The sequence below is a fragment of the Novosphingobium arvoryzae genome, assembly GCF_014652615.1.
In the GTDB taxonomy this organism is placed as follows: Bacteria; Pseudomonadota; Alphaproteobacteria; order Sphingomonadales; family Sphingomonadaceae; genus Novosphingobium; species Novosphingobium arvoryzae.
The window spans coordinates 15,231-27,592 of the sequence record NZ_BMZD01000009.1 but is presented as its reverse complement, the minus strand read 5'-3'; the positions used below and the strand labels follow the sequence as shown (position 1 = coordinate 27,592).

Below are 12,362 nucleotides of genomic sequence, written 5' to 3'. Positions count from 1 at the left end.
GCCGCCAATCGCTCATCCGTGCTTCTTCTCGCGGGTTGAGCTGACCATTCCCGGCGTGACGAAGCCGATCTGCGTCGCGGTGACTTGCGCCGCCCGCTTCTTCAGCTCGCCCTTCATCTTGAGGTATTCTCCCTCCATCTCGGCGCTCACGGTCGCGCGCGAATCCGCCAGCGCCTCGACAAAGTCGGCACCCGTCACCGCACTGGCATCGGCCCCGTCACGGCGGATGGCGTTCAGGCCCGCGCGGCGGACCACGTCCTCCAGATCCGCACCGGTGAAGCGCTCGGCCTCATGCGCGATCCGGCCAAGGTCGACGTCGGCGGCCAGCGGCATCTTCGCGGTGTGGATCTTCAGGATATGCTCGCGGCCCTTTGCATCGGGCGTGCCGACATAGACCAGCTCGTCCAGCCGACCGGGCCGCAGCAGCGCCGGATCGACCAGCCCTGGCCGGTTGGTCGCGCCGACCAGCACCACGCTGGACAGTTCCTCCATCCCGTCCATTTCGGCCAGAATGGTGTTCACCACCCGCGCCGTGACCTGCGGCTCGTTCCCGCTGGTCCCGCGCGCGGGCACCAGGCTGTCGATCTCGTCGATGAAGATCACGCACGGCGCCACTTGTCGCGCGCGCGCAAACAGCCGGCTGATCTGCTGCTCGCTTTCGCCATACCACTTCGACAACAGGTCCGATGACTTGATCGAGATGAAATTGGCCTCGCTCTCCTTGGCCACGGCCTTGGCCAGCAGGGTCTTGCCGGTGCCCGGCGGGCCATAGAGCAGGAAGCCCTTGGCCGGACGGATACCCAGTCGCCGGAACGCGTCCGGGTTCTTGAGCGGCAACTCGATCCCTTCGCGCAAGGTGACCTGCGCTTCGTCCGCACCGCCGATGTCGGCCCAGCCGACATTGGGCACCTGCACCATCACCTCGCGCATGGCGGACGGCTGGACGCGCTTCAATGCCTCCAGAAAGTCGTCACGGGTGACGTTCAGGCTTTCCAGCACTTCGGGCGGGATCGTCTGCGCTTCGAGGTCCAGCTGCGGCATGATCCGCCGCACCGCCTCGATCGCAGCTTCCCGCGTCAGCGCGCCCAGGTCCGCCCCGACGAAGCCGTGCGTGGTGCGGGCCAGTTCGTCCAGATCGACACCCTCGGCCAGCGGCATGCCGCGCGTGTGGATGCCCAGGATTTCGCGCCGACCGCCCTCATCGGGCACGCCGATCACGATTTCGCGGTCGAACCGGCCAGGCCGCCGCAGCGCCTCGTCCAGCGCATCGGGGCGGTTGGTCGCGGCGATCACGACGATGTTGGAGCGCGCGTGCAGCCCGTCCATCAGCGTCAGCAACTGCGCGACCAGGCGCTTTTCCGCTTCGCCCGGCGTGCCGGAACGCTTGGGCGCGATCGAATCGATCTCGTCCATGAAGATGATCGACGGCGCGGCCTTCGCCGCCTCCTCGAACACCTCGCGCAGGCGCCGCTCGCTTTCGCCATAGGCCGAGCCCATGATTTCCGGGCCGTTGATGGTGAAGAAGCTGGCGTCGCTTTCGTTCGCCACGGCCTTGGCCAACCGGGTCTTGCCGGTGCCCGGCGGACCATGCAGCAGCACGCCCTTGGGCGGATCGACGCCAAGCCGGGTGAACAGTTCCGGATAGCGCAGCGGCAGTTCGACCATTTCACGCAGCTGGCGGATCGTGTCGCCCATCCCGCCGACGTCGTCATAGTTCACGTCGCCGCGCCCGGTGCGGGCTTCCTCGAACTCCTCGCGCAGTTCGACTTCGGTCTGCTCGTCGATGTGGACCACGCCCTTGGGCACGGTCGCCACCACCGTCAGGCGGATCTGGGTGAGCGCAAAGGCCGGGGCATTGAGCATCCGGGCCACCTGGGGCGGCATGTCGCGCACCGGGGTCTGACCGGTGGTCGCGACCAGATCCCCCGCCAGCAGCGGGCGGCCAAAGAAGTTGCGCTTCAGCGCCTCGCCCGGCCCCTGCAGGCGCATTTCGCGCTGGGCCGGGGCAAACACCACGCGCTGGGCTGCGCGCGATTCGCCCTTGCTGACCTGGACATGATCGCCAGAGCCGACTTCCGCGTTGGCGCGTTGCAGGCCGTCCAGCCGGATCACGTCCAGCCCTTCATCCTCGGCATAGGCCAGGACCGCGCGCGCCGCCGTGCTGCGCTTGCCCGTGATCTCCACCACGTCACCTTCGGTAATCCCCAGCGCGGCAAAGGTCGACTTGGGCAGCCGGGCAATGCCCTGGCCGCTTTCTTCCTGCCGCGCGGCAGCAACCTGGAGTTTGATGGCGGGAATTGCCGCCGTGCCTGCTTCGGCCATGTGATCCATCCTGCATCGGCCCGTGATGGACCGTCTGGATCGAAGCTAGGAACTGCCTGACCGGTTTGCAAATACCCGGCCGAGACGGCTACCCGAATCGCGGACAAAAAAAGACCCGGTCGTTGCCGACCGGGCCATGGAAGTTTTGGGAGAGGATGCCTGAAAGGCAGGTTCTAAGTGCCTCCAGACCCCATTTTGTGCAAGTGCGAAAACATCATTCCATGTTGCGGATTTTGCAACTGCCATTCACTTCCGCGCAAGAATGACGGAAATTCAACGATAAAGGGCGGGTTTCCCCGCCCTTCTCTCACCCCGATAAATCACTACCAAACAAGTAATGATGCACCGCACCACACTTACCGCGTGATTCGGATTCGCCTCAGTGCGCCAGCAGCAGCGGCGGTGCGGTCGGTTCTTCCAGGAAATAGCGAGTCACCCCGCCGAACAGGAATTCGCGCACCCGGCTGTGGCCATAAGCGCCCATGACCATCAGCTGCGCCCCCAACTGGGCCGCCGCCGTGGCCAGCGTTTCCTCGATCGAGGCCCCGCGCGGCAACTCATGCAGTTCCGCCTTGATATCGTGGCGCGCCAGATAGCGCATGGCGTCAGTCGGCGGGAACCCTTCGGCCTTCTCGGTCAGAACCGTGAGCACGTGAACCGCCGCGCCGCCTTGCAACAGCGGCACCGCCGCGCGCAGGGCATTGGCGGCCTCGTCCCCGCCGTCCCAGGCGATGCAGACCACGCCCAGCGGCACCGCCAGCGCCTTTGCATCCGGCAAGGCCAGGACCGGGGTGCGCGATACCATGGCGAGATCGCCCGCCAGTCCGCCGCTGCGCGATACGATGGTCACATCCGCCAGCCGGGCCCCGCTGGCCAGCGCATCGACCGGGGGAAGTTCATACTGCGCGATATCGAACGGAACGTCATCGCCCTGCAGCCGTCCGGCGAACGCCTCGGCCAGGGCATCGTCCTCTTTCAGGGCAGCTTCCAGCGCCTCGCGCGCGACATAAGTGCCGCCATAGGGATCGACCGTGACATAGCGGTCGATCGGCGTATCGAGCAGCAAAGTGACATGGCCTTCCTGGGCGCGGGCGATGTTCATCGCCGTGTCGAGCCGCGCGGTCATGCCCGGATCGCGGCCAGCCTGGACTAGAATGGAACGCATGGCAGTATCTCCATCTCCCTTGGACCCGTGCGACCTTTGCAGTCCATACCATCCACTGCCATGACTTGCGTCAATTATCTCTATCGGCCAGTGGATCAGCCAAAGACACATAATCAGAGGATGTTCACGCATGGATCGCCGCTTCGAGGCCGTTATTTTCGACTTTGGCGGCGTCATCACCGCTTCTCCCTTCGAAGCCTTCAACCGGCTTGAGGCTGAACGCGGCCTGCCGCAGGATTTCGTGCGGCGCGTCAACGCCACCAACCCCGACAGCAACGCCTGGGCGTTGTTCGAGCGGGCCGAGATCGACGCCGCCACCTTCGACGCAATGTTCGCGGCCGAAGCCGCCGCGCTGGGCCATGCCCTGGAAGGCAGCGCGGTGCTGGCCGTGTTGTCGGGCAGCATCCGGCCGGCCATGGTCCGGGCGCTCGATATCCTGGCCGGCGCCGGCTATCGGCTGGGGTGCATCACCAACAACGTCCCCGCCGGCCACGGCGCGGGCATGGCCCGCAGCGGCGACAAGGCGGATGCCTATGAACAGGTCTTCGCCCGGTTCGAACACGTGATCGAAAGCAGCAAGGCCGGGGTGCGCAAGCCCGACCCGCGCATCTACCTGATGATGTGCGAAACGCTGGGATTGGCGCCATCCGCGTGCGTCTACCTCGATGACCTGGGGATCAACTGCAAGCCCGCTGCCGGGCTGGGGATGCACGCGATCAAGGTGGCCAGCGGCGAGCAGGCCCTGGCCGACCTGTCCGCTGCCGTCGGCCTGACGCTGGCCTGAGTTTACGGCGCTATTCGATCCGCAAGCCGCCAGCGCGGCGGAACAGTTCCAGGATCACCGGATCGCGCTCCCCGGCGCGGATTGCGGCCTCGAACTGCAACTGGGCATCCGGGGCGGGCAGGACTTCGGCTAGTTCGCCCGCCGCGATCTGCTGGCGCACCATGGTTTCCGGAAAGATTGCGGCCCCCTCTCCCTGCGCGATGATGCGGATCATGGTCTGAACGTTGTTGCAGGTGTTGATCGAGCGCCAGGGCACCCCGCTCGCCGCCAGCGATTGCCGCATGACACGGTGGATCGGCGAATGCTCGCCCACCGACCAGACCGGCAGCGCCTGAGCGAACCCGCCAACCGCGACTGTTGCCGCACTGGCCAGCCAGACCAGCCGGACGGCCCCGATCGGCACCGTCTGCAACCCCGGGCTGGCCACCGGCCCCGCCAGAAACACCATGTCGCGCGTGCCGCCCAGCAACTGCTGGAGCATGCGGGCCGTCAGGTCGAGGTCGATTTCCAGCGTGACTCCCGGCAGACCGCGCTCCACTTCGTGCACGAAGCCCGGCAGGCAACTGGCCGCGGCAATCTCGCCCGCGCCGATCCGCACCACTCCGGTCGCCCCGGCACTGCCGCCCGCATCCATCAACGCGCGTTCGAACCCGGCCAGCAGCGGTTCGCAATCCTGCACCAGTTGCCGGCCCCGCGCGGTCAGCACCACGCCGCGCCCTTCCCGGCGAAAGATCTCTATCCCCAGCTGGCTCTCGATCTCGCGGACGCGGGCGGAAATCGCGGGCTGGGTGGTATTCAACCGCTCTGCCGCCGCACGAAACGTGCCCAGCCGGGCGATCCAGGCCAGCGTTTCGAGGTGATAGATGGCCAGCTTTCGCATCAGCAATCCTTATCGGTTTTGCAAATAAACAATCATTAGTCCCGATTGATAAACCGCGCTAGGCAGTCTGCCGGAACCTTGGGAGGAAACATGGCCCGGAAAATCTATCCCGACGCAGCAGCCGCGCTGGACGGCCTGCTGCGCAACGACATGCTGATCGCCTGCGGCGGCTTTGGCCTGTGCGGCATTCCCGAGCGCCTGCTGGATGCGGTGCGCGATTCGGGCGTGACCGGCCTGACCTTTGCCAGCAACAACGCCGGGATCGACAACGAAGGCATCGGCAAGCTGCTGCGCACGCGACAAGTGAAGAAGATGATTTCTTCCTATGTCGGCGAGAACAAGGAGTTCGAGCGGCAGTACCTGTCGGGCGAACTGGAAGTGGAATTCTGCCCGCAAGGCACCCTGGCCGAGCGCATGCGTGCTGGCGGCGCGGGCATTCCGGGCTTCTACACCAAGACCGGGGTCGGCACGCTGGTGGCCGAGGGCAAGGAAGTGAAGGAATTCGACGGTCAGGAATACATCCTCGAGCGCGGCATTTTCGCTGACCTCAGCCTGGTCAAGGCGTGGAAGGCCGACACCACCGGCAATGTCGTGTTCCGCAAGACCGCCCGCAACTTCAACGTCCCCGCCGCCCAGTGCGGCAAGGTCTGCGTGGTAGAGGTGGAGGAAATCGTCGAACCGGGCCAGCTCGATCCCGATGCGATCCACCTGCCGGGGGTTTACGTGCAGCGCCTGGTCTGCGGCGCGCCCTATGACAAGAAAATCGAATTCCGCACCGTGAGGGAGGCCGCCTGATGCCCTGGAGCCGTGATCAAATGGCCGCCCGTGCCGCGCAGGAACTGCAGGACGGGTATTACGTGAACCTGGGGATCGGCATCCCGACGCTGGTCGCGAACCACGTCCCCGCCGGGATGACCGTGACGCTGCAATCGGAAAACGGAATGCTGGGCATTGGCCCCTTCCCGACCGAGGACGCGGTCGACCCCGACCTGATCAATGCCGGCAAGCAGACGATCAGCGAGTTGCCCCACTCCGCCTACTTCGACAGCGCGGCCAGCTTTGCGATGATTCGCGGCGGCAAGATCGACCTGACCGTGTTGGGCGGCATGGAAGTGTCCGAAGGCGGCGACATCGCCAACTGGATGGTTCCGGGCAAGATGATCAAGGGCATGGGCGGTGCGATGGACCTTGTCGCTGGCGTGAAGAAGATCATCGTCGTGATGGAACACTGCGCCAAGGACGGCAGCCCCAAGTTCATTCCGGCCTGCACCTTGCCGCTGACGGGCCGCAACGTGGTCGACATGCTGATCACCGATCTGGCGGTGTTCAAGCGCGCGGATCACGCCTCGCCGTTCCAGCTGGTTGAACTGGCGCCGGGCGTGTCTGCCGAAGAAGTCGCCGCCAAGACCACGGCGCACTACATCGCCTGACAGCGAACCCATCCGGATTGCGGCAGCCACCGAAAGGTGGCTTGCCGCAACCTATCTGGCGCGCCATGATCGCTCCCGAATTGGGAGAGACAAATGGACAATGCCCTGTGCCGGATGAACGGCTGCGATTTTCCGCTGTTCGCCTTCAGCCACTGCCGCGACGTGGTGGTTGCGGTGAGCAAGGCGGGCGGCTTTGGCGTGTTCGGCGCGGCCGCCTATACTCCTGAACAGTTCGAGGAAGAACTCGCCTGGATCGACGCGCATATCGATGGCGCTCCCTATGGCGTGGACGTGCTGGTGCCGGAAACCGTCGATGCCCGCGTGACCAGCTTCACCAGCAATGCCGAGCGCGCGGCCGCCATTTCCGCCGAGCACAAGGCCTTCACCGCCGATCTGCTGGGCCGCTACGGGGTGCATATCCCGGAAGACCAGCAGACCCGCATCCGCGAAGGGGCCGGGATCACCCCGGAAAACGGGCAGAAGCTGATGGAAGTGGCCTTTCGCCACCCGATCCGGATGATCGCCAACGCGCTGGGCATCGCCCCGCCGGAAATGATCGCCGAAGGCAAGAAGCGCGGCATCCCCGTGGCGGCGCTGGTCGGGGCCAAGGAGCATGCCCTGCGCCAGGCGGCGGCAGGGGTCGACATCATCGTTGCGCAAGGCGGCGAGGCCGGCGGTCATTGCGGCGAGGTATCAACCCTGGTGCTGGTGCCCGAAGTGGTCCGCGCGCTGAAAGGCGCGGGGCAGGACATCCCGGTGCTGGCCGCTGGCGGGATCATGACCGGCGGGCAGATGGCCGCGATGATGGCCGCTGGCGCGCAAGGGGCGTGGTGCGGATCGGTCTGGCTTTGCACGCCGGAAGCGGAAACCAGCCCGGCCTTCCGCCAGAAGATGGTCGATGCGCGCAGCCGTGACACGGTGCGCTCCAAGGCCCGCACCGGCAAGCCCGCCCGCCAGCTCAAGACCGCCTGGCACGAAGCCTGGGACGATCCCGCCGGGCCGGGCACGTTGCCGATGCCGCTGATGGGCATGGTTTCCGAGCCCAGCTTTGCCCACATCGAAAAGGCGGTCGTGAACGGCAACGAACAGGCCCGCGATCTGGTATCCTATTTCGTCGGACAGGGCGTCGGGCTGGTGGAAGCGGAGCGCAGCTGCCGCCAGGTGGTGCAGGACTTCCGCGAGGAATTCGCCGAAGCGGTGATGGGCCTGAACGCCATGCTGGAGGATTGATGACTTACACGCTCATCACTGCCAACCGGAACTATTCCAGCTGGTCGCTGCGCCCCTGGCTGCTGATGAAGGCGCTTGGCATTCCCTTCGTCGACCGGTTCGAGCCCTTCACCAAGCCCGACAATTTCGCCGACTTTCGCAAGTTCTCTCCCACCGGGCAGGTTCCGCTGCTGATCGACGGGGAACGCGCGGTCCCGGATTCAATGGGCATTACGCTCTATCTGGCCGATCGCCACGCCGGCATCTGGCCAGCCGATCCGGAAGCCCGGATCTTCGCGATGGGCGCGGTCTGCGAAATGCACGGCGGCTTTGGCCATCTGCGCAACGACTGCACCATGAACGTCGGGGTGCGGGTCACGCCCAAACCGATGAGCGAAGGCCTGCATCGCAACGTCAACCGCGTGCGGGAGATCTTCGAGGAAGGACTGGCACGGTTCGGCGGCCCGTGGCTGGCGGGGGCTGAATTCAGCGCGGTCGATGCGTTCTACGCCCCGGTCGCTTTCCGCATACGCACTTATGGCCTTGACGTCGGCAAGGGGCAGGCGTGGGTCGAACACGTGCTGGCCCAACCGGACATGCTGGAGTGGGAAGCCCAGGCCCTGGCCGAAACCTGGCGTGAGGAAAGCCACGAGGCGGAGCTTGCCGCCGCCGGGGTGATCACGGCGGATTTTCGCCGGTAACCGCAACCGAAACGGGGCGGCACGCTGGCCGCCCCGTCGCCGGTTCGATCCGGGCCGGCAATCAGCCCAGCGCGGCCTTCAGGTCATCGACCAGGTCCAGCCGCTCCCACGGGAACAGGTCGCCATCGGCCTTGCGGCCAAAGTGGCCATAGGCGGCCGTCGGCCGATAGATCGGCTTGTTCAGGCCCAGATGGGTGCGAATGCTGCGCGGGGTGAGGCCGCCGAGCTTGGCGATGCCCTTGATCGCTTCCTCGATCTTGTCGTCACCCACCTTGCCGGTTTCGTGGGTGTCGACATAGAGCGACAGCGGCTTCGATACGCCGATCGCGTAGGCCAGCTGGATCGTGCAGCGCGTGGCCAGGCCGGCGGCGACGATGTTCTTGGCCAGATAGCGCGAGATATAGGCCGCGCTGCGGTCCACCTTGGTCGGGTCCTTGCCCGAAAACGCCCCGCCGCCGTGCGGCGCCGCGCCGCCATAGGTATCGACGATGATCTTGCGCCCGGTCAGGCCCGCGTCACCATCGGGGCCACCGATCTCGAAAGCACCGGTGGGATTGATGAAATATTCCGTCTCGCGCAGCAGGACCGGGGGAATGACCTCCGCGACGACCCGCTTCACATAGGCTTCCAGCTCTGCATACTTGGAGGGATCGGCGTGTTCGCCGGTCAGGCAATAGCCAGGTTTGTGCTGGGTGCTGACGACCACGGCAGTCGCCGCGACCGGCAGGCTGCCTTCGTAGCGCAGGGTCACCTGGCTCTTGGCGTCGGGCTCCAGGAACGGGGCCGCGCCGGAATGGCGGTCTGCCGCCATCCGTTCCAGGATCTTGTGGCTGTAATAGAGCGTGGCCGGCATCAGATCGGGCGTTTCATCGGTGGCATAGCCGAACATGATGCCCTGGTCGCCCGCGCCTTCGTCCTTGTTGTCACCCGCATCGACGCCCTGCGCGATGTGTGCCGACTGGCCATGCAGGCGGTTAATGAACTCGAACTTCTCCCAGTGGAAGCCGTCCTGCTCATAGCCGATATCCCGGACCGTGCGGCGAACGGTGGCTTCGATTTCTTCCTTGGCGCCGGGGACCCACTTGTCATCCTCGAACACGCCCTTGCAGCGGATTTCACCGGCCAGCACGACCAGTTGCGTGGTCGTCAGCGTTTCGCAGGCAATGCGCGCCTCGGGGTCCTTGGACAGGAACAGATCGACGATCGAATCCGAAATCTGGTCCGCGACCTTGTCGGGATGGCCTTCGGAAACGCTTTCGGAAGTGAACAGGTAGTCGGTGCGCATTGCTCTCTCGATATAAAGCTATCTTTATGTCTGGACCCTAGCCCGCGCGGCGGCGACTGGCAACCAGCGCAAGCACAAGAAGAATTGCAGCCCAGCCAAGCGGCAATGCGTTGCCCGTGCGCGAAAACGGTGTCGGGGCGCGGGCCGCAGGCAGGGTGCCATCGATCCGCCCGGCAGTCCGATGCGGGACGTGCTGGCGGATCGTCCCGTCGGCCGCGATCACCGCGCTGATGCCGGTGGTCGTCGCGCGCAGCACCGGCAGCCCTTCCTCGATGGCGCGCAGCCGCGCCTGGGCGAGGTGCTGGGGCGGCCCCCACGCACCGAACCAGCCATCGTTGGACGGATTGAACAGGAACTGCGGGCGGTTTGCCGGGTCCACGACCTGCCCGGAAAAGATGATTTCGTAACAGATCTGCACGCCCACCCGGCCCCAGCCACCCAGGTCCAGCGTGCGCGGTCCCGGTCCCGGCCAGAAGTCCAGCGACCCTGGCACCAGCCGCGACAGACCCAGCGGAGTCAGGATTTCGCGCATCGGCAGGTATTCGCCGTAGGGCACCAGATGGGCCTTGGCATAGCTGGCGCGGATCGTACCGCGGCCGTCCAGCGCCGTGACCGAATTGCGCGCGCCGACCGCCTTGCCATTGCGGACTTCAAGGTCCGTGGTCCCGCTCAGCAACATGGTATCCGGTCCGGCGAGACGCCCCAGCCTTTGGCGGGCGAGCACCGGATCGGCGCCGTAATTGTCGAGGTAATAGCGGTCCGGATAGCCTTCGCGCAGGTAATCGGGAACGCCGGATTCAGGCCACAACAGCAAGCGCCGCCCCTGCCCCGGACGCACCGGAGAGAGCTGGGCAAGGCGCTGGTAGTTCGCCTCGAACATCCGGTAGTCGTTGAGTTCTTCCTGCGGAATGTTGGGCTGCACCAGCGTGAAGGCGCCCCCCTGCCCCCCATCGTCCTGACCGGAACCAATGGGTGCCAGCATGGCCGCGACCGGCGCCAGCAGCAGGCCAAGCCCCCGCCAGTCGGCACGCCGACGCACCGCCGCGATCCACCAGCACGCCGCCAGCAACACGACCAGCGCCGACAATGCATAGGTGCCCAGCCACGGGGCCATCCCGGCCAGCCCCGGCCGCTCGAACGGACCAAGCGCGGCCACCCCCAGCGGGTTCCAGGCAAAGCCGGTGAAGACCCAGCTTCTCAGCCATTCGCTGATCGTCCAGCAGCCGGCAAAGGCCAGCGCGAACGCCGCGGTGCCCCGCCGCCCGATCCACCATGCGCCCAGCGCGCCCAGCGCGGGATAGACGGCCAGATAGAGCGAGAGCAGCACAACCGCGATGACGCCCAGCCACCCGGGCATCGCCGCCTGATAGGTAAAGGCGGTGGCGATCCAGAAATTGCCGACAGTGAAATGGCCAACGCCAAACGACCAGCCCAGCAGGGCAGCCTGCCGCCAGCCGGCGGCGGCGCGGACCAGCGCGATCAATCCGGCCACGCCCAGCAGGGTCAGTGGCCAGAGCGCCAGCGGTTGAAAGCCGCAAGCGGCACCGGCGCCCAGCACCAGGGCACCAAGGCGCGGGTAGCGGGTCGCGAGAGTTACCAGGCGGCCCAAGGAGCGGCTCAACCTACGGATTCGAGCGCTTCACCGGCATCGTCCGCGGCGGGCTTGCGCCGGGCGCGGGTGCGCTTGGGCTTGGCCTCCGCCTCGGCAGCGGCGCTGTCCTCGGCCGGTTCATCGCGCCGGGCACTGATTGCGGGCGGCAGCGAGGCGGGGTCCAGCCCGGCCGGTTCGCCGTCTTCGCCAGCGGGGCGTTCCTCGCGCCGGGGGCGACGATCCTCGCGCCGGGGGCGCAGCCCGCGCGACGGGCGATCGGCGCGCACGAACGGGTTTTCCGGCGGCTCGTACGGGTTGGGCTCAGCCGCTTCGCCAGCGGGAGCTTCACCAGCGTCCTCGCCGCGGGCCGCCTGCTCGTCGCGCTCCTCACGGCGGGGGCGCTCTTCGCGCTCCTCGCGCCGGGGACGGTTGGACGTCGGCTGGTCGAACGCGGGAAAATCGTTGTCGACGGTGAAGTCGCCGCTGTCGTCGCCTTCCTCGCCACCGTCCTGCCAGCGTTCCTCACGCGGCTTGCGCTGTTCTTCCTGGCGCAGGCGGGTATCGGCGATAACGCGGAAATAATGGTCCGCGAACTGCAGGTAGTATTCCGCCTGCACGCGGTCGCCGTTCAGATGGGCATCCTGCGCCAGCTTGCGATACTTTTCGAGCAGCTGGGGAGCATTGCCCCGCGCGCGGCTGTCGATCCGGTTCTGCTGCTGGCCACCGCCACCACCGCCGCCCTGGCGATTGTTCCGGCCACGCCGGCGGTTGCTGTTGTTGTTGTTGCCACGGCTAATGTTGTTCAAGGGTAACGGTCCCTAATCGAGCCTCCGGCTGTAGCCTTGCCATCCGGTGGTCCCGGAAGTTTCGCCTACGCACGGTTGCATGACCCATCGCCACGGACACCCAATGTGCCAGCGCGGCCCCGCCATCTGCGCGCTTGCGGGGCGGATGGGCCACGCGGTTCGCAAATGTTGGAATTAGACCCGCGCCGC

Annotated in this window: 11 protein-coding genes; 5 read left to right on the top strand and 6 right to left on the bottom strand. The window is 66.3% G+C overall.

Annotated elements, in window-relative coordinates:
- Positions 1 to 12: 12 nt before the first annotated feature.
- Both IE113_RS14340 and IE113_RS14335 read right to left on the bottom strand, forming a co-directional pair.
- Positions 13 to 2,322, bottom strand: a complete 2,310-nt coding sequence (locus IE113_RS14340) for a CDC48 family AAA ATPase (protein WP_189542690.1) — start codon at positions 2,320 to 2,322, stop codon at positions 13 to 15.
- A gap of 379 nt (positions 2,323 to 2,701) precedes the next feature.
- Positions 2,702 to 3,487, bottom strand: coding sequence for a universal stress protein (locus IE113_RS14335; protein WP_189542688.1), 786 nt, complete (start codon positions 3,485 to 3,487; stop codon positions 2,702 to 2,704).
- A 130-nt stretch (positions 3,488 to 3,617) separates the two neighbouring features.
- On the opposite strand from IE113_RS14335, the gene IE113_RS14330 reads away from it, so the two are divergent.
- Positions 3,618 to 4,271 (top strand): HAD-IA family hydrolase, encoded by a 654-nt coding sequence (locus IE113_RS14330; protein ID WP_189542685.1) that lies wholly within the window; start codon positions 3,618 to 3,620, stop codon positions 4,269 to 4,271.
- A gap of 10 nt (positions 4,272 to 4,281) precedes the next feature.
- Here IE113_RS14330 and IE113_RS14325 read toward each other — a convergent pair whose 3' ends face one another.
- Entirely contained in the window at positions 4,282 to 5,151 is an 870-nt protein-coding gene (locus IE113_RS14325) for a LysR family transcriptional regulator (protein ID WP_189542683.1), read from the bottom strand.
- Between the two features lie 90 nt (positions 5,152 to 5,241).
- On the opposite strand from IE113_RS14325, the gene IE113_RS14320 reads away from it, so the two are divergent.
- From IE113_RS14320 to IE113_RS14305, 4 genes are all read left to right on the top strand, one after another.
- Positions 5,242 to 5,946, top strand: a complete 705-nt coding sequence (locus tag IE113_RS14320) for a CoA transferase subunit A (RefSeq protein ID WP_189542681.1) — start codon at positions 5,242 to 5,244, stop codon at positions 5,944 to 5,946.
- The gene (locus tag IE113_RS14315) at positions 5,946 to 6,581 is read left to right on the top strand and encodes a CoA transferase subunit B (protein ID WP_189542678.1); all 636 of its coding nucleotides are present in this window, start codon (positions 5,946 to 5,948) and stop codon (positions 6,579 to 6,581) included. The genes IE113_RS14320 and IE113_RS14315 overlap by 1 nt, the downstream gene beginning before the upstream one ends.
- Before the next feature lie 93 nt (positions 6,582 to 6,674).
- Positions 6,675 to 7,811 carry an NAD(P)H-dependent flavin oxidoreductase gene (locus IE113_RS14310; protein WP_189542676.1) on the top strand — a complete coding sequence of 379 codons (1,137 nt, stop codon included), beginning with the start codon at positions 6,675 to 6,677 and terminating at the stop codon, positions 7,809 to 7,811.
- Positions 7,811 to 8,491, top strand: coding sequence for a glutathione S-transferase family protein (locus tag IE113_RS14305; protein WP_189542674.1), 681 nt, complete (start codon positions 7,811 to 7,813; stop codon positions 8,489 to 8,491). The genes IE113_RS14310 and IE113_RS14305 overlap by 1 nt, the downstream gene beginning before the upstream one ends.
- A gap of 61 nt (positions 8,492 to 8,552) precedes the next feature.
- On the opposite strand, the gene metK is transcribed toward IE113_RS14305, so the two are convergent.
- The 3 genes from metK to IE113_RS14290 are packed head-to-tail and all read right to left on the bottom strand — an operon-like array spanning position 8,553 to position 12,173.
- Entirely contained in the window at positions 8,553 to 9,776 is a 1,224-nt protein-coding gene (gene metK, locus IE113_RS14300; RefSeq protein ID WP_189542672.1) for a methionine adenosyltransferase, read from the bottom strand.
- Positions 9,777 to 9,813: 37 nt separating this feature from the next.
- The gene (gene lnt, locus IE113_RS14295; RefSeq protein ID WP_229822528.1) at positions 9,814 to 11,385 is read right to left on the bottom strand and encodes an apolipoprotein N-acyltransferase; all 1,572 of its coding nucleotides are present in this window, start codon (positions 11,383 to 11,385) and stop codon (positions 9,814 to 9,816) included.
- Positions 11,386 to 11,393: 8 nt separating this feature from the next.
- The gene (locus IE113_RS14290; protein ID WP_189542668.1) at positions 11,394 to 12,173 is read right to left on the bottom strand and encodes a DUF4167 domain-containing protein; all 780 of its coding nucleotides are present in this window, start codon (positions 12,171 to 12,173) and stop codon (positions 11,394 to 11,396) included.
- Positions 12,174 to 12,362 lie beyond the last annotated feature (189 nt).

What these genes read in the sequence shown, in the direction of transcription:
- IE113_RS14330 (WP_189542685.1), top strand. Translation starts at nt 3,618, where the DNA reads ATGGATCGCCGCTTCGAGGCCGTTATTTTCGACTTTGGCGGCGTCATC.
- IE113_RS14335 (WP_189542688.1), bottom strand. Translation starts at nt 3,487, where the DNA reads ATGCGTTCCATTCTAGTCCAGGCTGGCCGCGATCCGGGCATGACCGCG.
- IE113_RS14325 (WP_189542683.1), bottom strand. Translation starts at nt 5,151, where the DNA reads ATGCGAAAGCTGGCCATCTATCACCTCGAAACGCTGGCCTGGATCGCC.
- IE113_RS14310 (WP_189542676.1), top strand. Translation starts at nt 6,675, where the DNA reads ATGGACAATGCCCTGTGCCGGATGAACGGCTGCGATTTTCCGCTGTTC.
- IE113_RS14340 (WP_189542690.1), bottom strand. Translation starts at nt 2,322, where the DNA reads ATGGCCGAAGCAGGCACGGCGGCAATTCCCGCCATCAAACTCCAGGTT.
- IE113_RS14315 (WP_189542678.1), top strand. Translation starts at nt 5,946, where the DNA reads ATGCCCTGGAGCCGTGATCAAATGGCCGCCCGTGCCGCGCAGGAACTG.
- IE113_RS14320 (WP_189542681.1), top strand. Translation starts at nt 5,242, where the DNA reads ATGGCCCGGAAAATCTATCCCGACGCAGCAGCCGCGCTGGACGGCCTG.
- IE113_RS14305 (WP_189542674.1), top strand. Translation starts at nt 7,811, where the DNA reads ATGACTTACACGCTCATCACTGCCAACCGGAACTATTCCAGCTGGTCG.
- metK (WP_189542672.1), bottom strand. Translation starts at nt 9,776, where the DNA reads ATGCGCACCGACTACCTGTTCACTTCCGAAAGCGTTTCCGAAGGCCAT.